Source organism: Halorubrum cibi (assembly GCF_900182635.1).
GTDB classification, from domain to species: Archaea; Halobacteriota; Halobacteria; order Halobacteriales; family Haloferacaceae; genus Halorubrum; species Halorubrum cibi.
On record NZ_FXTD01000002.1, the window covers coordinates 306,311 to 329,414 of the forward strand.

General features: G+C 68.5%; 28 protein-coding genes. 9 read left to right on the forward strand and 19 right to left on the reverse strand.

Annotation, left to right across the window (positions count from 1 at the left end):
• Positions 1-61: 61 nt before the first annotated feature.
• Together FN829_RS04095 and FN829_RS04100 are read right to left on the reverse strand one after the other, a co-directional pair.
• Complete coding sequence (locus tag FN829_RS04095; protein ID WP_142985725.1) at positions 62-691, reverse strand: HD domain-containing protein; 630 nt, start codon at positions 689-691, stop codon at positions 62-64.
• 3 nt (positions 692-694) lie between these two features.
• Positions 695-1,390: a phosphoribosyltransferase gene (locus tag FN829_RS04100; protein WP_142985726.1), complete on the reverse strand. Its 696-nt coding sequence runs from the start codon at positions 1,388-1,390 to the stop codon at positions 695-697.
• A 144-nt stretch (positions 1,391-1,534) separates the two neighbouring features.
• Between FN829_RS04100 and gatB the strand changes: the two genes are divergently transcribed.
• The 4 genes from gatB to FN829_RS04120 all read left to right on the forward strand — a co-directional run bounded on the left by gatB (position 1,535) and on the right by FN829_RS04120 (position 4,353).
• Positions 1,535-3,022 (forward strand): Asp-tRNA(Asn)/Glu-tRNA(Gln) amidotransferase subunit GatB, encoded by a 1,488-nt coding sequence (gene gatB, locus FN829_RS04105; protein ID WP_142985727.1) that lies wholly within the window; start codon positions 1,535-1,537, stop codon positions 3,020-3,022.
• 29 nt (positions 3,023-3,051) lie between these two features.
• A complete protein-coding gene (samp2, locus tag FN829_RS04110) occupies positions 3,052-3,279 on the forward strand; it encodes a ubiquitin-like small modifier protein SAMP2 (protein WP_142985728.1) in 228 nt (75 codons plus the stop codon).
• 109 nt (positions 3,280-3,388) lie between these two features.
• Complete coding sequence (locus FN829_RS04115; protein WP_246066441.1) at positions 3,389-3,817, forward strand: GNAT family N-acetyltransferase; 429 nt, start codon at positions 3,389-3,391, stop codon at positions 3,815-3,817.
• 110 nt (positions 3,818-3,927) lie between these two features.
• Complete coding sequence (locus tag FN829_RS04120) at positions 3,928-4,353, forward strand: RDD family protein (protein WP_142985729.1); 426 nt, start codon at positions 3,928-3,930, stop codon at positions 4,351-4,353.
• Positions 4,354-4,395: 42 nt separating this feature from the next.
• Here the strand turns inward: FN829_RS04120 and FN829_RS04125 are convergent, their stop codons facing one another.
• The 6 genes from FN829_RS04125 to FN829_RS04150 are packed head-to-tail and all read right to left on the reverse strand — an operon-like array spanning position 4,396 to position 10,303.
• Positions 4,396-4,860: an arsenate-mycothiol transferase ArsC gene (locus FN829_RS04125; RefSeq protein WP_142985730.1), complete on the reverse strand. Its 465-nt coding sequence runs from the start codon at positions 4,858-4,860 to the stop codon at positions 4,396-4,398.
• A gap of 38 nt (positions 4,861-4,898) precedes the next feature.
• Positions 4,899-5,603, reverse strand: coding sequence for a phosphate signaling complex PhoU family protein (locus tag FN829_RS04130; RefSeq protein WP_142985731.1), 705 nt, complete (start codon positions 5,601-5,603; stop codon positions 4,899-4,901).
• Complete coding sequence (gene pstB, locus FN829_RS04135; protein WP_142985732.1) at positions 5,604-6,446, reverse strand: phosphate ABC transporter ATP-binding protein PstB; 843 nt, start codon at positions 6,444-6,446, stop codon at positions 5,604-5,606. It lies immediately after the preceding gene.
• A 1-nt stretch (position 6,447) separates the two neighbouring features.
• Positions 6,448-8,214: a phosphate ABC transporter permease PstA gene (gene pstA / locus FN829_RS04140; protein WP_142985733.1), complete on the reverse strand. Its 1,767-nt coding sequence runs from the start codon at positions 8,212-8,214 to the stop codon at positions 6,448-6,450.
• Positions 8,214-9,188, reverse strand: coding sequence for a phosphate ABC transporter permease subunit PstC (gene pstC, locus FN829_RS04145; RefSeq protein ID WP_142985734.1), 975 nt, complete (start codon positions 9,186-9,188; stop codon positions 8,214-8,216). Before pstC ends, pstA begins: the two co-directional genes overlap by 1 nt.
• A gap of 56 nt (positions 9,189-9,244) precedes the next feature.
• On the reverse strand, positions 9,245-10,303 hold the full coding sequence (locus FN829_RS04150) for a PstS family phosphate ABC transporter substrate-binding protein (protein ID WP_142985735.1): 1,059 nt from the start codon (positions 10,301-10,303) through the stop codon (positions 9,245-9,247).
• Positions 10,304-10,548: 245 nt separating this feature from the next.
• Between FN829_RS04150 and FN829_RS04155 the strand changes: the two genes are divergently transcribed.
• Entirely contained in the window at positions 10,549-11,418 is an 870-nt protein-coding gene (locus tag FN829_RS04155; RefSeq protein ID WP_246066438.1) for a DUF7260 family protein, read from the forward strand.
• Positions 11,419-11,428: 10 nt separating this feature from the next.
• Here FN829_RS04155 and FN829_RS04160 read toward each other — a convergent pair whose 3' ends face one another.
• Positions 11,429-11,668, reverse strand: a complete 240-nt coding sequence (locus FN829_RS04160) for a DUF7508 domain-containing protein (RefSeq protein ID WP_142985736.1) — start codon at positions 11,666-11,668, stop codon at positions 11,429-11,431.
• A gap of 6 nt (positions 11,669-11,674) precedes the next feature.
• Complete coding sequence (locus FN829_RS04165) at positions 11,675-12,133, reverse strand: DUF5796 family protein (protein ID WP_142985737.1); 459 nt, start codon at positions 12,131-12,133, stop codon at positions 11,675-11,677.
• A gap of 147 nt (positions 12,134-12,280) precedes the next feature.
• On the opposite strand from FN829_RS04165, the gene FN829_RS04170 reads away from it, so the two are divergent.
• Complete coding sequence (locus FN829_RS04170) at positions 12,281-13,180, forward strand: shikimate kinase (protein ID WP_142985738.1); 900 nt, start codon at positions 12,281-12,283, stop codon at positions 13,178-13,180.
• The gene (locus tag FN829_RS04175) at positions 13,177-13,473 is read left to right on the forward strand and encodes a chorismate mutase (protein ID WP_142985739.1); all 297 of its coding nucleotides are present in this window, start codon (positions 13,177-13,179) and stop codon (positions 13,471-13,473) included. The genes FN829_RS04170 and FN829_RS04175 overlap by 4 nt, the downstream gene beginning before the upstream one ends.
• Before the next feature lies 1 nt (position 13,474).
• On the opposite strand, the gene FN829_RS04180 is transcribed toward FN829_RS04175, so the two are convergent.
• The 7 genes from FN829_RS04180 to pan2 form a co-directional block, all read right to left on the reverse strand.
• A complete protein-coding gene (locus FN829_RS04180; protein WP_142985740.1) occupies positions 13,475-13,828 on the reverse strand; it encodes a type II toxin-antitoxin system PemK/MazF family toxin in 354 nt (117 codons plus the stop codon).
• Positions 13,821-14,057 (reverse strand): hypothetical protein, encoded by a 237-nt coding sequence (locus FN829_RS04185; RefSeq protein ID WP_142985741.1) that lies wholly within the window; start codon positions 14,055-14,057, stop codon positions 13,821-13,823. The genes FN829_RS04180 and FN829_RS04185 overlap by 8 nt, the downstream gene beginning before the upstream one ends.
• A 292-nt stretch (positions 14,058-14,349) precedes the next feature.
• Positions 14,350-15,441, reverse strand: coding sequence for a CNNM domain-containing protein (locus FN829_RS04190; RefSeq protein WP_142985742.1), 1,092 nt, complete (start codon positions 15,439-15,441; stop codon positions 14,350-14,352).
• Positions 15,442-15,521: 80 nt separating this feature from the next.
• Positions 15,522-15,899 carry a DUF5811 family protein gene (locus FN829_RS04195; protein ID WP_094534549.1) on the reverse strand — a complete coding sequence of 126 codons (378 nt, stop codon included), beginning with the start codon at positions 15,897-15,899 and terminating at the stop codon, positions 15,522-15,524.
• Positions 15,900-15,994: 95 nt separating this feature from the next.
• Positions 15,995-17,338: an FAD-dependent oxidoreductase gene (locus FN829_RS04200; RefSeq protein ID WP_142985743.1), complete on the reverse strand. Its 1,344-nt coding sequence runs from the start codon at positions 17,336-17,338 to the stop codon at positions 15,995-15,997.
• A gap of 54 nt (positions 17,339-17,392) precedes the next feature.
• A complete protein-coding gene (locus FN829_RS04205; RefSeq protein WP_142985744.1) occupies positions 17,393-17,938 on the reverse strand; it encodes a pyruvoyl-dependent arginine decarboxylase in 546 nt (181 codons plus the stop codon).
• Positions 17,939-18,393: 455 nt separating this feature from the next.
• The gene (pan2, locus tag FN829_RS04210; RefSeq protein WP_142985745.1) at positions 18,394-19,617 is read right to left on the reverse strand and encodes a proteasome-activating nucleotidase Pan2; all 1,224 of its coding nucleotides are present in this window, start codon (positions 19,615-19,617) and stop codon (positions 18,394-18,396) included.
• Positions 19,618-19,845: 228 nt separating this feature from the next.
• Here pan2 and FN829_RS04215 point away from each other — a divergent pair, with 228 nt between their 5' ends.
• Positions 19,846-20,433, forward strand: a complete 588-nt coding sequence (locus FN829_RS04215) for a response regulator (protein WP_142985746.1) — start codon at positions 19,846-19,848, stop codon at positions 20,431-20,433.
• A gap of 31 nt (positions 20,434-20,464) precedes the next feature.
• On the opposite strand, the gene FN829_RS04220 is transcribed toward FN829_RS04215, so the two are convergent.
• Positions 20,465-20,749: an amphi-Trp domain-containing protein gene (locus FN829_RS04220; protein WP_142985747.1), complete on the reverse strand. Its 285-nt coding sequence runs from the start codon at positions 20,747-20,749 to the stop codon at positions 20,465-20,467.
• Positions 20,750-20,832: 83 nt separating this feature from the next.
• On the opposite strand from FN829_RS04220, the gene FN829_RS04225 reads away from it, so the two are divergent.
• Positions 20,833-21,891: a hypothetical protein gene (locus FN829_RS04225; protein ID WP_142985748.1), complete on the forward strand. Its 1,059-nt coding sequence runs from the start codon at positions 20,833-20,835 to the stop codon at positions 21,889-21,891.
• A 106-nt stretch (positions 21,892-21,997) separates the two neighbouring features.
• On the opposite strand, the gene FN829_RS04230 is transcribed toward FN829_RS04225, so the two are convergent.
• Positions 21,998-23,077 (reverse strand): aminopeptidase, encoded by a 1,080-nt coding sequence (locus tag FN829_RS04230; protein ID WP_142985749.1) that lies wholly within the window; start codon positions 23,075-23,077, stop codon positions 21,998-22,000.
• Between the last annotated feature and the right edge of the window lie 27 nt (positions 23,078-23,104).

Sequence of the window (23,104 nt, forward strand, 5' to 3'; positions counted from 1 at the left end):
TCGACCATCCCGACACCGGCCCGTCGGAGGTCGAACCGGGGTCGTCTCCTCCGACGCGAGATCAGGATCGCAGCGTCCGGTACCGCTCCCGGAGTTGCTCGAAGAGCGCACGTCCGGCGTCGGTCCGGATCCGCGGCTCCGTCGTCGCGAAGAACTCCTCGAGCGCGTCGTACTCCGCGAACGCCTCGGGCGTTCCGTCGGCGGGGTCGTACCGGCCGTCGCGCTCGTAGACGATCGCTTGGAGGCAGGTGTCGAGGAGGTCACACTCCTTGACGAGGACCGCCTCCGGCGTCTCGCGGGCCTCGTACGCCTCCCACGCGTCGCGGACGCGCTCGGGGAGCGGCCCGGCGAGGTCCGCCATCGCGGCGCGTTCGCGCGCCTCCTTCTCGTCGCGGTCGACCGACTCCGCCGTCGAGTCCGCTCGCGTCGCCACGTCGCCCGTCTCCGCCTCGGCGACGTCGTGGACGACGGCGAGCCGGAGGGCGCGGTCGAGGTCGACGCCGGGTAGGTCCTCGCGAAAGCGGTCGCCGAGCGCCAACACGAGGTACGCGACGCCCCACGCGTGGGCGGCCACCGACTCCGGGGCGTCGACGCCGCGGAGCTGCCATCCCGTGCGACCCTCGTCTTTGAGCGCGTACGCGTCGAGGACGGCCTCGAGAACCGGGTCGGGTTCCGGACCCTCCGACCCCATCGCTCACTCCGCGAGCGCCCAGGTCTCCTCGCCGACCGCCTCGACCACGCCGCGGCGCTCCATCTCCGCGAGCACCTCGTCGAGCCGGCCCGGCTGTGCGACCTCCATCTCGATTCGACCGACCCCGTGGTCGGCCTCGAGGTGGTGGCGGACCGCCTCGCGGTCGAAGGTCGTCGCGTCCGCGCGCTCCATCGCGCCCGCGATGATATCTATCATGTCCTCGATGAAGTTCCACGGGTAGACGACCCACGTCCACGTCTCGAGCCGTTCGCCGACGAAGTCGGGCTCGAACTCGGAGGTCGAGAGGAGCTGGAGCGTCGCGGTGCGGACCGTGCCGGCGTCGCGGTCCTCGACGTACTCCTCGGCGCGGCGGATCGACCCGCCGGTGTCGGCGATGTCGTCGATGATCAACACGTCCTTGTCCTCGACGCTTCCCTCCGGCATCGGGTAGCGGATCTGCGGCTCGTTCGATTTGTCGGCCGCGCCGACGTAGTGTTCCATCTTGAGGCTCGTGAGGTCGTCGAGGCCGAGGAAGTCACAGATACAGCGGCCGGCGAACCACCCGCCTCGGGCGAGTGCGACGACGACGTCCGGCTCGAAGTCGGCGCGTTTCACCGCGTTCGAGACGTTCCGACAGAGGCCGTAGATGTACTCCCAGTTGGTCACGGTACAGTCGAAGTCGTCCGGGAGATCGCTCATACCTCGGGAGTCGCCCGCGCGAGCATAAGGGTTTGTGGAACGGCCTCCGTGGAGCCCGACCGATCTCGGCGTCCCGCTTCCGTCGAACCTCCGCGTCCGTCCGTGCCGACACGATTTAGGTGGCCCGCCCGCAACGACCCGCTAATGAGCACACGGGCCGCAACCGAGGAGCGGGCGGTCGTGATCGGGCTGGAGGTCCACGTCCAGCTCGAGACCGACACCAAGGTCTTCTGTGGCTGTTCGACGGAGCCGGCCGACGACGAGGAGCCGAACACGCGCACCTGCCCGACCTGTCTCGGGCTGCCGGGCGCGCTGCCGGTCCTCAACGAGGCCGCCGTCGAGAGCGCGGTGAAGATCGGGAAGGCGCTCGACGCCGACATCCCCGAGACGACCACGTTCCACCGGAAGAACTACTACTACCCCGACCTGCCGAAGAACTTCCAGCTCACCCAGTACGACGCGCCGATCTGCGCCGACGGCGAACTCGAGGTGTCCGTCGACGGCGAGCGACGCACCATCGGGATCACCCGCGCGCACCTGGAGGAGGACCCCGGGAGCATCCAGCACGCGGGCGGCTCCATCGAGTCGGCGACGCACACGCTCGTGAACTACAACCGCGCGGGGACGCCGCTGATGGAGGTCGTCACCGAGCCCGACTTCCGGTCGCCGGCGGAGACTCGCACGTTCCTCGCGAAGCTCGAGGAGGTGCTGGAGTACCTCGGGGTCTTCGACGCGACGCGGGACGGCAGCCTCCGGGTCGACGCCAACGTCTCGCTCGTCGACGCCGGCGAGGTACGAGAGGACGGCTCGGTTCCCGAGTCGGTGCTGGCCGACGCCAACCGCGCCGAGGTGAAGAACATCTCGAGTCACAAGGGCGCGGAGAAGGCGCTCGCCTACGAGATCACCCGCCAGCGCAACGTCCTCCGTCGCGGCCGTGAGATCGAACAGGAGACCCGCCACTGGGACGAGGCGCGCGGCGTCACCGTCTCGATGCGCTCGAAGGAGGCCGAGAAGGACTACCGCTACTTCCGGGAGGCCGACCTGCCCGCCCTGGAGGTGTCCGACTGGAAGGACCGGATCCCGATCCCCGAACTGCCCGACGCCCGCCGCGAGCGCTTCGGTACGGAGTACGGCCTCGACGACGAGGCGGCCTCCAAGCTCACCTCGACGAAGGAGGTCGCGGACTTCTTCGAGGACGTCGCCGGCGAGTACGACCCCGACCTCGCGGCGACGTGGGTCGCGGACAACCTACTCGGCGAACTCAACTACCGCGAGCTGGAGATCACGGACGTGAGCGACCGACTCGACGAGTTCAAACGCCTGATCGAGTTGGTCGCCGCCGAGGAGCTGACGGTGAAGAACGCCGAGGAGATCGTCCTCCGCGAGATGCTCGACGAGGGAGAGGACCCCGAGGCAGTTATCGACCGCGAAGGGCTCGGGAAGGCCGAAGCGGGCGAGGTCGAGACCGCGGTCGAGTCCGCCATCGACGAGAACCCCGACGCCGTGGCCGACTACCACGACGGCGACGACGGGGCGATCAACTTCCTCGTCGGCCAGGTGATGCAGGAGACCGGCGGGAGCGCCGACCCCGGACAGGTGAACGGACTCCTCCGCGAGCGGCTGGACGGGTAGTCGATGGAGTCGCTCGACACACCGAACGCATGGACGTGACCGTCGACGTCGTCGGCGGCGAGGAACGCGAGTGCGTCCTCGAGGACGACGCGACCTACGCCGACCTGATCCGCGCCGCGGGTTTTCACCCACAGGAGGCGTCGGTCCTCGTCGACGGTTCGCCCGTCCCCGGGGACCGCCCCGTCGACGCCGACCGCGTTCGGCTGCTCCGGCTGATCCAGGGCGGATCGAACGACCACCTCGAGGCCGAGGGGTGACGCCGTGGCGGACCCCGCCGACCGCAACTCCGCCGACCGCGACGCTCTCGACCGCAACTCCGCCGACTCCGACTCCGACTCCGCCGACCACGCACCGGTCCCGGAGCGGATCGCGATCGAGCCGGCGACGGCCGGCGACCGGCTCGACGCCCTCCGCGTGCTCGACGCGGCGATGTTGGAGACCGACGCCGACGACCTCTCCGCCCGGATCGACGCCGGGGACGCCCTCGTCGCCCGCTTCGAGCGGACCGGATCCGTGGTCGGGGCGCTGGTCGTGACCCGGCCGGAGCCGGGACGACGCCACGTCGACGCGGTCGCGGTCCGTCGCGCGCGGCGCGGCCGGGGGATCGGGTCCGCGCTCGTCGCTCGTGCGGTGCGGGACGCGCGAGCGGACCCCGACGCCGACGCGATCACCGCGACCTTCGACGCGGATCTGAGGGGGTTCTACGCGGAACTCGGATTCGCGGTCGAGCCGGTCGAGGGAGGTCGGCTCCGCGGCCGGCGGGCGGTTGGAAGTCCCGACTCGAACGGCGGGTGACGGTTCGGTCGCTCCGCTCCGGTTCGCCTCGTACCCTCCCACGTCGTCCCGTACCGATCCGTTTCGCCCACTACCGATCCGTTTTATCTCATGCCGAGGGAGCGATCGCCATGGAACGCCCTCGACTCGGAACCGACACGAACGCGGGACTGCTTCTCCGGCGCGGGGGCGCGCTGGTCGCCGACGCGCTGCTCGTCGCGACGCTGCTCGGGCTCGCCGAACTCGCGTTTCGACTCCTCGTCGGATCTCCCCTTCCGGCGGGGCGGTGGCTCCTCCCGGTCGCGTACCTCGGCTACTACGTCGCCTTCGAGGGGGCGTTCGGACGAACGCCCGGGAAGCGTCTCCTCGGGCTCGTCGTCCGCGAACGCGACGGCTCCCCGTGCGGACTCCGGGCGGCGTTCGTCCGGAACCTGCTCCGGGTCGTGGACGGCGCGGTCTTCTACCTCGTCGGGACCGCCGCCGTCGTTCTCACGGACGGCGACCGACGCGTCGGCGACCACGTCGCGGGGACGCGGGTTGTGCGGTCCGAGGACTAACCGCGTCGTCGGATCGGAAACAGTGACGTCGGCGACGACCGCCTACCGCTTCCCGAATCGCTCGTCGAAGAGGGCGACCACCCGCCGTTCGATCTCGTTGCGGATCGGCCGCACCTCCTCGATCGGTCGCTCGCCGGGGTCCTCGAGGTCCCAGTCGTCGGTGTCGACGCCGGGTAACTCCAGAGTCGAACAGCCCATCGTCGCGACGAAGTCGGACTCCGCGAGCGCGTCCTCCGAGACGTGCTGCGGGGTACGTCCGTTCACGTCGAGGCCGACCTCGGCGAGCGCCTCGACGACCACGTCGTGTACTTCGTCCGCGGGGGCGGTCCCGCCCGTGACGATCTCGACTCGGCCCTCGAGTCCGCGTTCCCTCCGTTCGCGTTCGGCGAACGCGGTCGCCATCTGACTGCGGCCGGCGTTCCGAACGCACATGAACGTGAGCGTCGTCGGTTCGGTTTCGTCGCCGTTCGATTCCGGGCCGTCGTCCGGGGTGTTGGTGGACGTCATGGTGGATCGGAGTCGCCTCCCGGCGACTCGGTGGGCTTTCAGTAGATCAGCTCGTCGTCGTTCTCGATCATGTACAGCGCGCGGGCCGCGATGTTGACCGCGTGGTCGCCCACGCGCTCAAGGTCGCGGACCGCCAGCAGCGCGCGGGAGACCTCGTCGAGCGCGCCCGCCAGCTCCTCGGAGTCCGGGTCCGACTCGCCGCTCCGGTTCGCCTCGACGCGGGCGCGGTCGGCCTCGAGCAGGTCGCGGACGACCGCCTCGCTGGCCCGTCGGCACCGCTCGTCGAGGTCGTCGTCCCGGGCGGCGACCGCCCGGCAGGCGTCGGGGTCGCCGGACTCGTAGGCGGCCACCGCGTCGGCGACCATCGTGCCCGCCTCGTCGCCGATCTCGCGGAAGTCGACCGCGGGGTGGAGCCCGCCGTCGTCGCCGCCGTAGCCCGCGAGGTTGGTCGCGAGGTCGCCGACGCGCTCGAGATCGGTGATGACCTTGAACGAGGCCGCCACCAGCCGGAGGTCGCCCGCGACGGGCTGTTGGAGCGCGAGAAGCTCCGTACACTCCTCCTCGAGCCCGAGGTAGCGTTCGTTGACCTCGTAGTCGCCCTCGATAACTTCGCTAGCGAGGTCGTCGTCGCCGGTCTCGGCCGCCTCGAGTGCGGCGTCGTACCGCTCGAGAACGAGATCGCCCATGCCGACGACGCCCGTTCGAAGGTCCTCGAGCCGCTGTTGGTAGTTCTCTCTGGGCATCTATCCGAACTTCCCCGTGATGTAGTCCTCGACGCGCTGCTCTTCGGGATCCTCGAAGATCTTCGCCGTGTCGTCGTACTCGACGAGTTGCCCGCCGGTGAGGAACACGGCGGTTCGATCAGAGATACGCGCCGCCTGTTGCATGTTGTGCGTGACGATGATGACGGTGTACTCCTCGGCGAGGTCGTCGATGAGGTCCTCGATCTTCGAGGCCGCGACGGGGTCGAGCGCCGAGGTCGGCTCGTCCATTAAGATCACTTCGGGGTCGGGCGCGATCGCCCGGGCGATACAGAGCCGCTGCTGTTGTCCCCCCGAGAGGTCGAGTCCCGAGGAGTCCAGTTGGTCCTTCACCTCGTCCCACAGCGCGGCCCCCTTCAGCGACTCCTCGACGCGGGCGTCGACGTCGCCGTCGTAACCCTGGATCTTCAGGCCGTACGCGACGTTGTCGCGGATCGACTTGGGGAAGGGGTTCGGCTTCTGGAACACCATCCCGATCTTCCGCCGGAGCGCGACCGGGTCGACGTCGGCGTCGTACACATTCTTCCCGCCGAACTCCACGTCGCCCTCGACCCGGCAGACGTCGATCATGTCGTTCATTCGGTTGATACACCGGAGGAACGTCGACTTGCCACAGCCCGAGGGGCCGATGAGCGCGGTCACTCGCTTTTCGGGTATCTCGATCGAAACGTCGTCGATCGCCTGCTCGTCGCCGTAGAAGACGTTCAGGTCGCGCGCGGCGACCGCCGTCTCGCCGAGCGCCGGCGACCAGTTCGCCGATCCGGTCTCGACCTCCGTGGTGATGAGCGATTCGTCTTCCGTCGTGTCGGATGATGTGTTACTCATGTTAACTCCCCCGTTCCGCGCGGTTCCGAAGCAGTATCGCCGTTCCGTTCATGCCGATGAGGATGATCAAGAGCGTTATCACGCCGGCCGCGACGACCCCGTACCGGAACTCGGCCTGCGGGAAGCCGGCCCACGCGTAGATCTGCATCGGCATCGCACTGAATCGGCTGAAGAGGCTGCTCGGCGCGCTGAAGACAGTCGTCGCCGCACCGATCATGATGAGCGGCGCGGTCTCGCCGATCGCCCGACCGAGCGCGAGGATCGTCCCCGTCAGGATACCCGGAAGCGCCTCCGGCAGCACGACGTTCTTGGTCGTCTGCCAGCGCGTCGCGCCCATCGCATCCGACCCGCGTCGGAGGTCGTCGGGCACCGACCGGATCGCCTCCTGTGCTGAGATGATGGTGATCGGGAGAATGAGAAGCGACAGCGTCAGCGACGCCGTCACCGCCGTGCCGTACCCGAACCCGAGGAGGTTCGCGAACAGTCCCAATCCGAGGAGCCCGTAGACGACCGACGGGATGGCGGCGAGGTTCGCGATGTTGATCTGAAGCAGTCTCGTCAGCGAACCGAGAACTCCGGTCTCCGGCATGTACTCCTCCAAGAAGACGGAGGTGCCGACGCCGAGGACGAACGACAGCACCGCGACGAGCGCGATGATGATCACGGAGCCGACGATGGCGGGATACAACCCCGCCTCGGTGGCGTTCCGCGACGGTGCCTCGGTGACGTACGAGACGTCGAGCCACGGGTCCGGTGCCGGCACGCCCCACGCCTCGACGACGAGCGCCCCGACGATCACGCCGGCGGCGAGCAGGAGCGGCAGCCCGAGCCCGACGGTTCCGTCGCCGACGTCGACGACGCGGTGGACGTAGATCGCCGTCGGCACGCCCGTCAACGCGATCACGATCAGCGTGGTGGGTCCCGGAAGCCCGACGTTCCCGGCGAGGAACCCGCCGGCGATCGCGAGCGCGAGCGGAACCCCGCCGGCCGCGACCGCCGCGGTCCGGCTCCCGCGGGCGTCGACGACGAGCGCCCCGACGGCCGCGATCGGGACCGCGAGCGTCCAGAGGTAGATGATGAGATCCGACGGATACGTTCGGACGACGCCGCGGAGGAACACCGCGGCGACGAGCCCGACCAGTCCGACCGGGATCGCGGCCGTCACCGCTCGACCGGCGTCGCGCCGCCGACCGTACGCGTACAGCGCCGCCGCGGGGAGGACGCCGAGCGTGTAGGCGAGGAACCACACCAGTTCGTCGAACACCAGAAAGAGGGTGCCGACGGCGAGGCCGATCGCCGTCCCGCCGACGAGCCGACCGAGCAGACCGAAGCCGACCGCGCCGACTCGACCGTGGCTGCCGACGTACGCGAGGTACGCCGTGGCGGGTGCGACGACGACGAAGAGGTACGTGAGCTGCCAGCTGAGCCGGGGGATCGTCACGACGAACGCCTCGATCGCGGTGAAGATCACGGCGACGGCGACGAGTCCGCCGGCGAGGACGACGAGGACGCGTCGAGTCACCGCCGAGTCGTCCGCACTGTACAGACAGAAGGCAAGGAACGGGATCACGAGCGTCAGGAAGTACGTCAACAGCCACCCGGGACTCGCGCTCGCCAGGTCGAAGGCGTCTATCGCGACGTACACCAGGAGGACGCCGAGCGCGACGAGACCCGCCACGCTCGCGCCGAGCGAGAGGTACTCGAAGAGGATCCCTCGGACGCGACTGACTTCGCCGAACCCGTCCGCGTTCGCGTTGTCGGTCGCCATCAGTACTCCTCCCGGTAGCGTTCCGCGATGATGTCACTGAACACGTTCATTACGAGCGTCACCACGAACAGCGCGAGTCCGAGCGCGAACATCGAGTCGTACGGTATCGTCCCGCCGGTGAGGTCCCCGCCCGCGATCTGGACCATCGCGACGGTGATCGTCATCCCGGAGTCCAAGAGCACGTCCGCCGGGTTGAAATACGGGATCCCGAAGAGCGTCTCGCCGACGGCCGGCATCCGCGCCTGCGCGCCCATCGCGACGACGACGATCATCGTCTCGCCGATGGCGCGAGAGACGGCGAGGATGTACGAGGAGGCGATCCCGGAGATCGACGCGGGGACGACGATCCCGGTCGAGACCTCGAACTTCGTCGCGCCGAGGCCGTACCCGGCCTGCCGCAGCTCGTCGGGCACGGCGCTCATGGCGTCCTCGGAGATCGACGACACCATCGGGATCGTCATGATGCCGACCATGATCGACGCCGACAGCGCGTTGAATGTGCTCATCTCCGGAAACAGCGTCGCCTTCAGTACCGGGGTGATGTACACCAACGCGAAGTAGCCGTACACGACCGTCGGGATCCCGGCGAGGATCTCCAACAGCGGCTTGAGGATCGAGCGCGCGTTCGGGCTCGCGTACTCGCTCAGGTAGATCGCGGTCAGCGTCCCGGTCGGAAGCGCGATGAACGCCGCCGTGACCGTCACGACGATCGTCCCGATCAGGAGGGGGACGATGCCGAACGACTGCCCGCCGCCCGCCGGATTCGGACTCCAGTTGGTGCTGGTCAGGAACTCGATGATCGGGACCTCCGCGAAGAACACCACCGCGTCCGAAAGCAGGGTGGCGAAGATCGCGACCGTCGTGAGCAGGGTGATCGCCGCGCACGCGGCGAAGAACCCGCCGTAGGTTCCCTCCTTCAACCGTCTGAGCCCGCTCCGACGCTGGAGATCGGGGCTTTCGGTACTATCTGTCACAACCGGTCGGACATCGCACGCTGTCGTAAATCAATACACCGATTCATCACGGGGAGTTACCCCTGTGCCTGCTCGATCGCGTCCTCGAGCTTTTGCATCTGCTCCTCCTGCGTCTCCTCGGTCGCCGGGACGTATCCCACGTCGCCGGCGACGAGGTCCTCGTTCGTCGTCTGCTCGACGAAGTAGCGGGCGAACTCGGCGACGTGTTCGTTCCCGAGCGACTCGATCGAGGGGTACGTGAAGAGCGGGCGCGAGAGAGGAGTGTACTCGCCGCTGGAGGCCGTTTCGAGGCTCGGTTCGACGGGGCCGTCGCCGGAGTCGATCCCGAGCGCCTTGAGCTGGTCGGGGTTCTGGAAGTAGTACGCGAACCCGAAGTACCCGATCGCGTACTCGCTGCCCGCGACGCCGGTGGCGATGTTGTTGTCCTGTTCGGTCGCCTGGTAGTCGCTGGTGTGGCCGCGCTCGCCGAGGACGGCCTCGATGAAGTAGTCGTACGTCCCGGAGGTGTCGGCGGCGCCGTACCGCTCGATCTCCTCGTTCGGGAACTCGTCACGGACCTCGTCCCACGTCTCGACGGCGTCGGACTCCCAGATCGTCGCGAGCTCCTCGATCGTGAGCGAGTCGATCCAGTCGGCCTCGGGGTTGACGACGACCGTGAGCGCGTCCGTCGCCGCGACCAGTTCGATGTACTCGACGCCGTTGTCCGCACAGAGCTGTTCTTCCTCCGGCTGGATGGGTCGACTCGCGTTGTTGAAGTCCGTCTCGCCGACACAGAAGTAGTTGGAGAAGCCCCCGCCGGAGCCGGTCGAGCTGATGGTGGGGTCGATGCCTGGGTGTTCCTCGGCGAAGTCTTCCATGACCGCGCTCATCAGCGGGAACACGGTACTCGACCCGGCGATGTTGATCGAACCGGAGAGCGAGTCTCCGCCGTCTCCAGAACCGTCGTCACCGGAACCGTCGTCACCGGAACCGTCGTCACCGGAACCGCCGTCAGAGCCACCGCCCCCCGAGCTCTGTGTACAACCCGCGAGCGCCAACGCACCGGCACCGGCGAGCGCCGCGAGCGATCTCCGTCGCGTGATTCCCTCCGCCTCCAGGTTCTGGCTGGGTGCCATCACCGGATCGTGGACGAAGACCACGTAAATACGATGCTATGATGAATATACGACGGGGTGTAGTGAACGATAGTGCTATATATGACTATGATACCTATATATCTCGAACTCAGGGCGCGTCGAACGCCGACGATCCGGCTACGGAACGTCCAGTCGGCGATCCATATATAGCCGTATGACCCACTATACCGGACGATATACGCCACATATAATCGATTATGCCCGATCAACGTATCTCGGGAGACATGGCGACGATCGATCCCGGGAACGGCTCCGATCCCGACGGCGCGGAGCGACTACGTAGCGCCGAGTCCCTCCTGTGTGACGCCCGCGACGCCCTCCGCGTCGAGCGCCGGCGAACCGTCGACGAACGGGAGGCCTTCGAGGCGTTTCGGTCGCGCGTTCGAGGGATCTCCGCGGAGGCGACGCCGACGACGGGAGCGGGACCCGCCGCGGAAGCCGGGACGGTGACCGCCGCGGCCCCGGATCCGTCGCGGCTCCGGGGCAGGACGGGGACCACCGGTCCGGGACTCGTCGCGATCCGGAACGCCTACGAGGAGACGGTGATGTCCGTACCCCACTACGACGAGGAGTACAACGACACGTACGAACGCAGCCTCGCGGAGGAGTTCGGCCCGGAGCTCGCGCTCGCGCTCACCCGAGAGCCGACGCTACACGAGCGGTACCGATCGTCGCTTCTGGCGAAGACGACGGAGGCGATACGGCGGCGGGACGAACTCGTCGGGATCGTCGAGTCCGAGTCGTCGTCGGTCTCCCACGCTCGCGAGGACCTCTCCCCGATCGTCGAGGAGGTCGAGACCGTCTCACGGCGGGAGTTCGAGGCCGAGCGGTTCGGCGCGCTCGACGCGTATCGCGCTCGGTTGAACGTCCTCGCCGGGACGTGCGACGAGATCGCGGCCCGTCGGCAGGAGGAGCGGATCGACGGGGAGCGATCGGCCAACGTCGCCGGGATCGTCTCGGACGTACAGGCGTACCTCTACCGGGAACTGCCGGTCACGTATCCCGTCCTCGCGGCCGTCGCCGCGGTCGGCGGCCGGATCGAGTCGGTTCGGCTCGACGTCGAGCGAGCGATGATCCACGCCGAGTCGTCGTAGCGGAGGCCGCTCACTCCTCGACGTGTTCGGCGAGGAGCCGCTCGGCGTGCGCCTCCGAGTCGGCGACCTCCCATCGGACGCGGGTCGCGTCCCCGTACGCGAGCGCCTCCTTCAGCTCGTCGCGGAGGACGCCCGTCCCGAACCCCACGGTCTCCCCCTCGTCGTCGCCGAGTTCGTAGAGCCCGTATCGGTTCGGCGCGCTCCCGACGGTCGTCCGGTCGAGGTCGCGCCAGGGTTTCGCGAGGCTCACGGTCGATCAGCGGTGGGCGTCGAGGCCCTCCTCGGGGCCGGAAACGATCTCGTAGCTCTCCTCGATCCAGCCGTCCTCGACGAACACGAACACGCGGCCGCCGGCGACCTCCGGGTCGGCGGTCACCCGGTTGCGCTGGCCGTCGCGGCCGACGATCACGCCGGGGAACACCTCGTCGGTCTCGTCGGAGTCGACCACGACGCGGCCGACGCCCGAGTCGCGGAGGATCTCCTCGCCGGTGTTGTAGTCGTTCACGTACGTCATCACGCCCTCGGTCTCGGTCGGGTCGGTGACGAGCACGTGCGTCTCCTTGCCCGGCCCCGCGGTGACGGTTCCCTCGACCGACTCGGGGACGCCGCGGTACAGCGTGGTTCGACCGTCGAGGTACTCGACGACGACGCCCTCCTCGCGGAGGTCGACGCCGATCGAGGTCGGCGGGACGTCGCCGGGTGCGGATGCGGACATGTCGGTCGCTCCGGCCGCCGACGTGAAAAGGACCGCGCTCGCGGGCGCGATGGACCTCGCCGAACCGGAGCGAAGCGTCGTCCCGGCACCCTCGACAGCCTCGCCGCGACCGCTAACCCTTTGAGGGCCCTCGGCGCGAGTGCGTGTATGGAGGGACGGGCGGCCGCGCTCGGCGCGGGAACCGTGTTGAACGCCCTGGCGACGGGGACCGGTGCGGCCTTCGGGCTCGACGTCGAGACGCGCGCGACGGTCGAACTCGACTCCGAAGCCGACGCCGTCGAGGGGACCATCGCGGAGAACCCCGACGGCGACACGGCGCTCGTCGAGCGCTGCGTCGCGCTCGCGACCGATCGGTGGGGCGACGGCGAGGGCGGGATCGTCCGGACCGACAGCGACGTGCCGCTGGCGGCGGGGCTCAAAAGCTCCAGCGCGGCCGCCAACGCGACCGTCCTCGCGACCTGCGACGCGCTCGGACTGGCGGTCGGCGACGCCGACGACCCCGCGGTCGACGTGACCCGGCTCGACGCCTGCCGGCTCGGCGTCCGCGCGGCCCGCGAGGCCGGCGTTACCGTCACCGGCGCGTTCGACGACGCGACCGCCTCGATGCTGGGCGGCATCTGTCTCACCGACAACGGCGAGGACCGCCTCCGCGCCCGCGACCCGGTCGACTGGGACGTCCTCGTCTGGACCCCGCCCGAGCGGGCCTACAGCGCCGACGCCGACGTCGAGCGCTGCGGGGCCGTCGCGTCGATGGCCGATCTCGTCGCCGACCTGGCCGAGGAGGGGCGCTACGCGGAGGCGATGACCGTCAACGGGCTCGCCTTCTCGGCCGCGCTCGGCTTCGAGACGGACCCCGCCGTCGAGGCGATGCCCCGCGCGTCGGGGGTGTCGCTCTCGGGGACCGGTCCGAGCGTCGTCGCCGTCGCCGACGCGACCGACCCCGACGCCGACCTCGACGCCCTCGCGGAGGTGTGGGGCGACCGACCGGGAACCCTTCGACGGACGACGACGCGAAACGACGGCGCGTACGCCGGTGATTCACCATGAGCACTGACACATCCGACCCCGAAGAGATGAGCCTCGACGAACTCCGCCGGGAGATCGAGGACATCGACCACGAGATCGTCGAACTGATCGCCCGCCGAACGTACGTCGCGGACACGGTCGCGCAGGTGAAAGAGAAGCGAGACCTCCCGACCACCGACGAGTCACAGGAGGCCCGCGTGATGGACCGTGCCGGCGAGAACGCCGAGCAGTTCGACGTCGACGTGAACCTCGTGAAGGCGATCTTCAGGCTCCTGATCGAGTTGAACAAGGCGGAGCAAAGGGAGAGCCGGTAGCTCAGTCGAGGCCGAGACTCAGCTGTAACGCCTCGTCGACTTCAGCCATCGTAGGTCCGTCGAGTGAACCGACGACCGAGTGAATCCGTTCTGGAACCGAGACGGTTCGAATCTGGTCGAGCCGGATCGACGAATTCTTTTCGAGCGGTGACCCGTCCTCCTCGACGAACACCTCGAACGGATACTCGCGGTAGGTCCCCGTGACGGGCGCGACGATGGTCGTACTGGAGTTCCGGTTTCCGATATCGTTTTGAACGACCACGGCCGGGCGCGTCTTCTTCATCTCGTGTCCTTCAGCGGGGTCGAGTCGAACGATAACCACGTCGCCCCGTCGCACGTCCGTGCCGTCACTCATCGAGGCTTTCCCACGCCTCGTCGGACGTTTCGCCCCACTCCTCGGCGAGTGCCTCCGCGCTCTCGGAGGCCTCCCGATAGGCGGCTGCCACCTCGTCGTCGTCCGGTCGGTCTGACTCTACCTCAACGACTGCGACGGTTACGCGCTTGTTCGCGTACTCGGTGCCGAGGTAGACTCGACCTCGGTCGTCCGTCTCGTTTGTTTTGAGGTCTGTCGCGTCGACTTTCATCGACGAACGGTACGGACCCACCGCTGATATGTGTTACCCACTATTACCCACGGATTTCCCCGTGGCGGGCACAGGGTGTATTATGGATTTCAGCTACCGGAACAAGGCGGAGCAAAGGGAGAGCCGGTAGGTTCTCGCAGACCGAGGCCGTATTAAGTGCCTCGTCGATTTTCTCCATACGGGACGCCGGCACGGAGCCGTCGCGTTCTGGGTCCTGGCGGTTCCGGTGTTCGGGACGCTCGCCTTCGCGTTCGGCGTGTTCACGCGTCGGGTGTCGTCCGCGTTCTGAGGATCACGTTCCTGACTCGCCCCCCTCCGGCCGTCCCCCCAACGCGACGTCGAGCGGGTCCTCGATCTCGCCCATTACCGCCTCGAGGGCGTCCGTCGCGGTCACCAGTCCCAGCACGCTCTGATCCCCGTCATCACACACGAGCGCGAGCTCCTGGCGTTCCGCCTGGAAGCGGTCAACGACCTCGCTTATCGGCGTGTCCGCGCGGACCGTCATCGGATCCGCGGCGACCTCCTCGAGGTTCGTCGACCCCTCCCGCAGGGCGTCGATCCGGTCGACGACCGCGGGCACGTAAACGATCCCGCGGAAGTCCGCCGGGTCGTCGCCGATCAGCGGGAATCGTGTGTGCGGGCTGCCGCCGATCCGATCGAGGTTCTCCTCGATCGACGCGGTCGTCGAGAGGAACACGACCTCGTCGCGAGGAGTCATCACCTCGCTCACGGGACGCTCGCCGACGGTGAGCGCGTTGAGTATCTCCGTCTTGCGTTCCTCCGGGAGGCCCCCCCGGTCGAGGACGGAGCCGAGCCGGTGTCGGAGGTCCGCCCGCGACTCGATCCGGTCGGACTCGGCCTCGAGCCACGCGCCGGTCATCTCGACCCCGAAGAGCCCGAGCGTCCACTTGGCGACGCCGTCGCCGATCGCGATCATCGGGGAGATGAGTTTCGCGAACCAGTACAGCGGTCTCGCGCCGTAGCGGGCGACGAACCGCGTCCGCTCGACGCCGAGGTACGTCGGCGTCTGCTCGCCGTGCGTCAGGTGAAGCAGGTTGATGATCAGGAAGCCGACGATCCCGCCGGCCCCTATCGACGCCAGGAGCGTGTTCTCGAAGAACGGTTCGATCAGCGTCGCCAGTGCCGGCTCCGCGACGATCCCGACGGCGATGCTCGTCGCGGAGATGCCGACCTGACAGCTCGTGAGATAGATCTCGAGGTCCTCGGTCATCTCCCAGGCCCTCCGTAACCCCGGCGTGTCGAACGCCGACTCGGGGTACTGCCGGACGCGGGTCAGCGCGAACTCGATCGCGACGAAGAAGCCGTTGGTCAGGATGAGCAGGACTCCGGCGAGCAGTCGGAGACCGATCTCGAGCCCGTTCACGCCGGAGGTCTCTCGGCCGGTGTGAAGACGTTTTCCGTCGATCCCGTTTCGCGGCTACGTCGGAACCGTTCTCGAGGCGATCACTTCGCGGTCGGCGTCACGTCGCCGACGGCGTCCATGACCTGGATCGCGGCGCTGGCGGCCAGCCCGCGGGCGACCTCGTCGGCGTCGGAGTCGGCGATCCCGGCCTCGAGCTCGTCGAGGTCCGGCGTGAACCCCGCGGTGACGGGGTGGCCGGCCGGCGGGTTGACGGCGACGGTTGCCTGGGGGCCGTCGGTTCCGACCGAGAGCTCCGATCCGACCGCGTAGCCGTCCGGAAGATACGATTCGGTACGGGAGACGATCCCCGCCACCGTCCGCCTGAGTCGCCGTTCCTGTTCCGGGGAGAGGTCGACCGGCGCGGGCTCGCCCGCGTCGGTGACGCCCGGCGGTCCGGCGTACGGGTTGTTGCCGTTCATCGAAGACACCCGGTGTACGCGGACCCGAGTCAAAAAGGCGTCGGCGACGGCGATCCCCCCGCGTCGGCGACGGCTCGGCTCGCGGTGCCGCCCTCTCAGGGAACCAACACGCGCCACAGCACGCCCGGCCGCAACAGCGAGGTCGGCTCCCGCTCGAGTCGAAAGACGCGGTAGTAGGCGTCCGTCACCCGCCCGTCGTCGTGTGCCGTCGAGACGAGCCGGTCGACGTACCGGTTGAACGAGTCGGTCCCGGTCGGTTTCGCCCCGTCGGTCGCCTCGAACGCGAAGTCGGCCCCGACGGCGACCCGCCAGACCGCCTCGACGATCGCCGCCATGCGGTCGAAGAACCGCGGGGCCAGGCCGTCGAGACCGCCGGAGGCGAGCGCGTGATGGAGTACCAGCGCGTCGAGCGCCGCCACGGACATTCCCTGCCCGTAGATCGGGTTGAAGCTCGCGACCGCGTCGCCGGTGACGACCAGCCCGTCGGGGAACCGGTCGAGCCGGTCGTACCGGCGGCGTACGCTCGAGGGAAACGGGTAGTGATGGATCCGCTCCTCGCTCCACTCGCGGTCGCGGACGACCTCGGCGACCTCGGCGACGGGGAAGCTCTCCGCGAACGCGACGAGCCCCTCGCGATCGGTCGGGGCGTCGTCGCCGTGGAGTCCTTGGAGGATCACCTCCCACCGGCCGTCCTCGATCGGGATCGCGGCGGCCCCGCGCGTCCGCGGCGGGTCCGGCGGGACGACGAGCGCGTGCCGAGCCGACTCGGGACGTTCGACCCGGATCGTGCTGTAGGTCACGTCGACCTCGACGGATTCGGTGGGAGGTGGTTCGTACCCGTGTTCCTCGAGCCACGAGGGGGTCCGGCTCGTGCGGCCGGTCGCGTCGACGGCGAGGTCGGCCGGGAGCGTCGTCGGCTCGCCGCGCTCGTCGCGGAACTCGATTCCCGTGACGCCGCCGTCGTCGTCGGTCTCGTAGCTCGTGAACACACAGTCCCCGCGCTGGGTGACCGACGGCAGTCGATCGATCCCCTCGCGGATCGCGTGTTCGAACAGCGCCCGGCTCGCACAGTACATCGGGAACCGGCCGGGGGGATCCGCGAGGAAGTCGCCGCCGTCGTAGTAGCGCATCTCGCGGGAGGCGTCTATCAGCAACCCTCCCGCTTCGAGGAGCCGTTCGCCGAAGCCGGGAAACAGGTCCGCGATCGTCGCCCGACCGGCCTCCAGCATGGCGTGCGGGTGTCGCGTCTGGGGCGCGCCGTCGCGGGGACGCGGAGTCTCCGGGATCGGGTCCCGCTCCAGCACCACCACCTCATCGAAGGCGTCCGCGAGCACGCGCGCCGCACACAGGCCGGCGACGCTCCCGCCGAGGACGACCGCCCGGCTCCCGAGCGTCGACGCCCGATCCCGGTCGTACCGCGTCACGTTCTCGAGTACCATCGGTCTCCGTCGAAACGGAATACCGGGGCGACGCCAATCAATCTTGGCGAGACCTCAGAGGATCGGTTCCGACTCGCCGTACGCGGCGATGGTGACCGCCGTGGTGTATCGGTCGGGCTCGGCGGTCGCAGTCTCGACGTGCGTCTCCCGATCGGCGAGGTCCCACTCGCGCAGCGCCGAACCGTCGTCCAATCCGGCGTGGATCCGGTCGCGGACCGCCTCGGAGTCCTCCCCGGTCACTTCGTAGAAGATCCCCGGTCCGGGACCGGTCGCCCAGCCGAGTCCGGCGGCGACGTCCGGCCGTCGTCGGGGGGCGCGCTTGTCGGCGGCGTCCTCCGCGCCGGCGCGGCCGCCCTCGCGGAAATCGACCTCGTCCCCCGGCCCGACCGTCCGGCGCGCCTCCACGACGGTGAGCGCGTTCCCCGCCGGCCCGAGGTCCGGAACCGAATCGACCCGCGTCACGGTCGCCTCCGCGGGGATCACCGAGGAGACGGCGACGAGGTTGTAGTTGTGGAGGTTCGCGTCCGCGAGCGCGGCGTCGTAGGAGGCCATCGGCGTGTCGGCGACGCCGACGCCGCCGGCGACGTGGATGGTGTTCATCGGCGTGGAGTCGACGACGCGGGCGCTAAGGGGTTACGAACCGGGTCCGAGTTGACGACGGTCCGAAGCCGAACCTGAAAACGTAGCGGTGGCGCGCCTGCGAGTGCCCCGAAGGGGCGCGAGGAGCCCGCGAGGGACGCGGCGACTGAAAGGAGCCGCAGCGAGGCGCTACGCGCCTCTGGCAGCCGGACGTAGTCCGGCGACGAGGCTGGGGAGGCGTGAGGTGCGGTCGCGGTGTGGGGTGGGACTCAAAGGGGCAGTCGCGAGGCGGGCGCACGCTCGCTGCGCTCCTCACTCGATCGTTCGCTTCGCTCACTCTCTCGTTGCGGTGCTTGTGTCGCCTGCGCCCGCCTCGCGGCTGGGGCTTTGGAGGTGTTCTTCGCGCTGACGGCAGCGACTACACACGAACGAACGGCTGGTGCCTCAAAAACGGCCACCCGGAGATCGCTCGACGCTCAGTACTGGTAGTGGATGACCTGCTCGTCGGTGCCCTCGACGTCCTGGAGCTTCTCGCGGGCGCGCTCGAAGTCCTCCTGGACCACCTCGGTGCGATCGTCGCGGATCGCGAACATCCCCGCCTCGGTCGCGACCGAGGCGATGTCCGCGCCGCTGTACCCCTCCAGGTCCGCCGCGACCTCGCTCACGTCGACGTCGTCCGCGACGTTCATCTCTTGGGAGTGTATCTCGAGGATACGCTCGCGGCCCTCGGTATCGGGCTCGGGAACCTCGATGAGCCGGTCGAACCGACCGGGCCGAAGGATCGCCTCGTCGAGCATGTCGAATCGGTTGGTGGCGGCGATGATGCGGATCTCCCCGCGCTCGTCGAAGCCGTCCATCTCCGAGAGGAGCTGCATCATCGTCCGCTGGACCTCGGCGTCGCCGCTCGTCTTCGAGTCCGTCCGCTTCGAGGCGACCGCGTCGATCTCGTCGATGAAGATCACCGCGGGCTCGCGCTCGGCGGCCAACTCGAAGAGGTCGCGGACGAGCCGGGACCCCTCGCCGATGAACTTTCGGACCAGCTCGGAGCCGGCCATCTTGATGAACGTCGCGTCGGACTCGTTGGCGACCGCCTTCGCCAGCATCGTCTTGCCCGTCCCCGGCGGGCCATGAAGCAGCACGCCGCTCGGCGGCTCGACGCCGACGGTCTCGAACTGTTCGGGGTTCTCCAGGGGGTCCTCGACGGCCTCGCGAACCTCGCGGATCTGCTCGTCGATGCCGCCGATGTCGGCGTACTCGACGTCGGGCGATTCGGTGACCTCCATCGCCTGCGCGCGGGAGTCGGTCTCGTCGTCGAGCACCTGCTGGATCGCGAAGGAGTCGTTGATCGCGACGCGGTCGCCGGGTCGGAGGTCGGCGTCGAGGCGGGTCGCCGTCTGCGTCAACACCTCCTGGTTGTTGCCGTGCTGTTTGATGACGACGCCGTCCTCGGTCATCTCCTCGACTGAGGCGATGTACAGAGAGGAGGTCTTCAACACCTCGTTCTCGCGTTTCAGCTCGTCGACGTCGGTTTTGAGGTCGCCCCGGCGTCCCTGCGCGTCCTCGAGGCGGTCCTCGAGTTCGTCGTTCACGTGGACGATCCGCCGGTAGTGTTGCCGGATCGCCTCGAGCCGCTCCGCCTCGCTCATCTCCGGATCGAGTTCGAGACGAGGGCGGTCCGGCAGTGAGGGGCTATGAGACATTCGTTATCCCCGGTACGGCACGCGCGTAAATGTGCCTTTGGGTCACGGCGGGCCGGCGGCGGCGTCGGGAGGGTTTTCCGCGCGGACTCCGATTATCCGACCTGAGACCTGGCCGACGAGGTTTATACCGCTCCCGTCCGTACCGTCTCGTATGAGCGGACGAGCCGTTTCACAACGCGCCGCGTCGACGGACGCGGAACGAGAGTACCTCGACGCGCCCGTACGACGATGACGGACGGATCGTCCTCCGACGGATCGTCCTCCGACGGATCGACGCCGACGGTCCTCGCCGTCGACGACGAGCCCGACCTCGCCGAGCTGTACCGCGTCTACCTCGACGGACGCTACGACGTCCGACTCGCCACGAGCGGCGAGCAGGCCCTCGAGGAGATGGACGACGACGTCGACGTGGTACTCCTCGACCGGCGGATGCCGGACCTCTCCGGTCACGAGGTGCTCTCCGAGATCCGTTCTGCGGGATACGACGCCCGGGTCGCGATGCTGACCGCGGTCGAACCCGACGTCGACATCGTCGACATGCCGTTCGACGACTACAAGACGAAACCCGTCACCCACGAGGACCTCATCGCGCTCGTGGAGGTGCTCTTAGAGCGCGCCGCCTTCGACGAACGGAGCCAGAGGTTCTTCGCGCTCGCCTCGAAAAAGGCGGCGCTGGAGGCCGCCGGAACGACGGACACCGAGGAGTACGACGAACTCGTCGATCGGATGGGGGCGGTCCGCGCGGAGGTCGACGAGACCCTCGACCGGCTCTCGGCGGAGGACGCCTTCGCGGAGATCTCGACGGACGTTCCCTGACGGATCGACCGGATCTCGCCTTCTCCCGACGCTACTCGATCTCGAGGTCCCCGCCGTCGTCGCCGCCGGCGTTGTCCTCGTCCCACTCGATTTCGAACTCGACGCTCAACTCGCCGGGACCCCCGGCCGGACCCTCTCGCTCGGCTTTCACCTCGAAGGTGGGCCGCGCGGGTGGATCCATCGTCACCGACTGTTCGCCGCGGGTCAGCGTGATCGCGTTACCGGACTCGAGCGAGTCGGCGACGGTCCGAAGGTACGAGGCGATCTCCTCGCGGCTTCGACGGCTCTCCGACTCGAAGAGGACTTCCTCGGGCATACCTCCTCGTTGGTCGCGTCACCGGATAAACGTATGCGCCGACCGCTGATCAGGTTTAATACCGTCTTCGACGAGTCCGAGACGTGTCCGAAACCGCCGACGTACGAGGCACCCTCCGTCGAAGCCTCCGCGCCCTCCCCACGCTGCTCGCGATCCCGATGGCCGTCCTCACGTCCGCGGCCCTCGTCACCGGGACGACGACGGCCGCAGACGGGTTTCCGTCGACTCCCGTCGGGACGATAGCGCTCGCCGTCTCGGTCGTCGCGATCCCGATCGTCGCGTCGATCGCGGTCGTCGGAGCGTGGCGCAACGATCGGCGGATTCAGTGGGCGGCGACCGGCGGACTCCTGATCTTCGGGATCGTTCCGTTCGGCGCGGCTTTCGAAGTGGTTCTGGTCGGGATCCTCGTCCTTCTCGGACTGTTGAACACCGCTCCCGATCGCCGTTGGTACGACGTCTGGCTCGCGCTCGCGCTGCTCGTCTCGCTGTGGGGGATCGGTTCGCTCCTCGTCGTGTACACGCCCGGTCACGGTGGCGTGATGGTCGTCGTCGGTGCCACGATCGTCTTCGGAGCGACCGTCTCGGTTCTCGCCGCCGGCAGCGGAACGCTCAGTGAGACTCGCCGGTCGCTCGCGAGCCGGGACCCCGCGGAGGGGATCCCGTCGCGGATCGTCTCGGGGGTCGCGTCCGGTCCCGAGTGGCGGCCCGCTTGGATCGCGATCGCCTTCCTCTCGCTCGCCGTCACGACGTTCCACTTCCTCGGGTTGGCGTGGGGGACGTACACGCGCTACTGGTTCTGGGACGCGGTGACCCACTCGCTGTCCGGGTTCGGCGTCGCGGGGATCGTCTACCTGTTGCGACCGTCGGCGTTCACGACTCCGAGGCGCCTCTTCTCGCTCCTGCCCGCGCTCGTGTTCACGATCGGTGCCGTCTTCGAGGTGTACGAATACGCCTTCCGAGAGTTCTACGTCCGATGGAGCATCGAGCGATACCTCACGGACACCATCTCCGATCTGGGATACGACACGCTCGGGGCGCTGGCGTTCGCCTGCTTCCCGTACGCTCGTCACGTCGGGAGTGGACCCGACCCGCTCGAGACGGACGCGAGCGACGACTCCGAGGAGGATCCCGACGAACCGTGAGGACGAGACCGATCGATTCCGACCCCGGTTCCGAAACGCCGCCTCCCGCACCGCCAGTCGCTCCGTCTCCGGTCAGAACTCGTGTCCCGTCAGAATTCGTCTCCGGTCAGAACTCGTCTTCGAACACGAACGTGCCGTTACGCTGGACGACCTCTCCGTCGACTTCGATGACCGAGTCCTCGCTCATGTCGACGATCATGTCGACGTGCTCGGCGGATTCGTTGAGTTCGTTCCCCTCGCCGACCGTGTCCGGATAGGCGGACCCGACCGCCATGTGGACGGTGTCGCCCATCTTCTCGTCGAACAGCATGTTGTAGGTGAACCGGTCGATCTGCCGGTTCATCCCGATCCCGAGCTCGCCGAGGTGTCGCGATCCCTCGTCGGTGTCGAGGATCCCGGTCAACAGGTCCTCGTTTCGGTCGGCGGCGTGTGAGACGACTCTCCCGTCCTCGAACCGCAGTCTGACTCCGTCGATCTCGCGGCCGTATCGGTACAGCGGGAGGTCGAAGTGGACCTCGCCGTCGACGCTGTCGCGCATCGGGGCCGTGAACACCTCGCCGCCGGGGAGGTTCGCCTCGCCGTAGTCGTTGAGGGCCGTGTTACCGGCGAGACTCATGGTGAGGTCGGTCTCCTCGCCTGAGCGGATCCGGAGCTCCTCGGCGTCGTTCAGGATCTCCACCATCTCCGCCTGAAACTCGCGTTGGGCCTCCCAGTCGAGCGAGACGGCGTCCCACACGAAGTCCTCGTACGCCTCGGTGCTCATCCCCGCGAGCTGGGCGTGTCCGGAGGTCGGGTACTGCGTGAGACACCACGTCTTCGAGAGGCGCTCGCGTTTCACCTCTTCCATCGCGCGATTGTACGCGGCGTTCGTCTCGGGGTCCACGTCGGCGCCCTCCGTGACGTTCGCTCCGCCGCGGGCGATGACGAAGACGTCCGTCTCCTCGTAGAGCGCGCGCCGGTGAGCGGGCTCCTCGAAGCCGTCGGCGGCGCGTTTGAACGCGCGGTCCGCCCGCTTCGAGTAGTTGAGGTACACCGGGTTCGCCCCGCGGTCGCCGCAGATCTCGTGGAGCGCGACCGCGAGGTCCTCGGCCTCGGCCGGCAGTTGGATGACGACGTCGTCCCCGGCCTCGATGCCGGTCGAGTGGTTCGCGATCGTCTCCGCGTGTTCGCGTACGCGTGGGTCCATGACGACTCGCTTTCTCCCCCGAGGGAT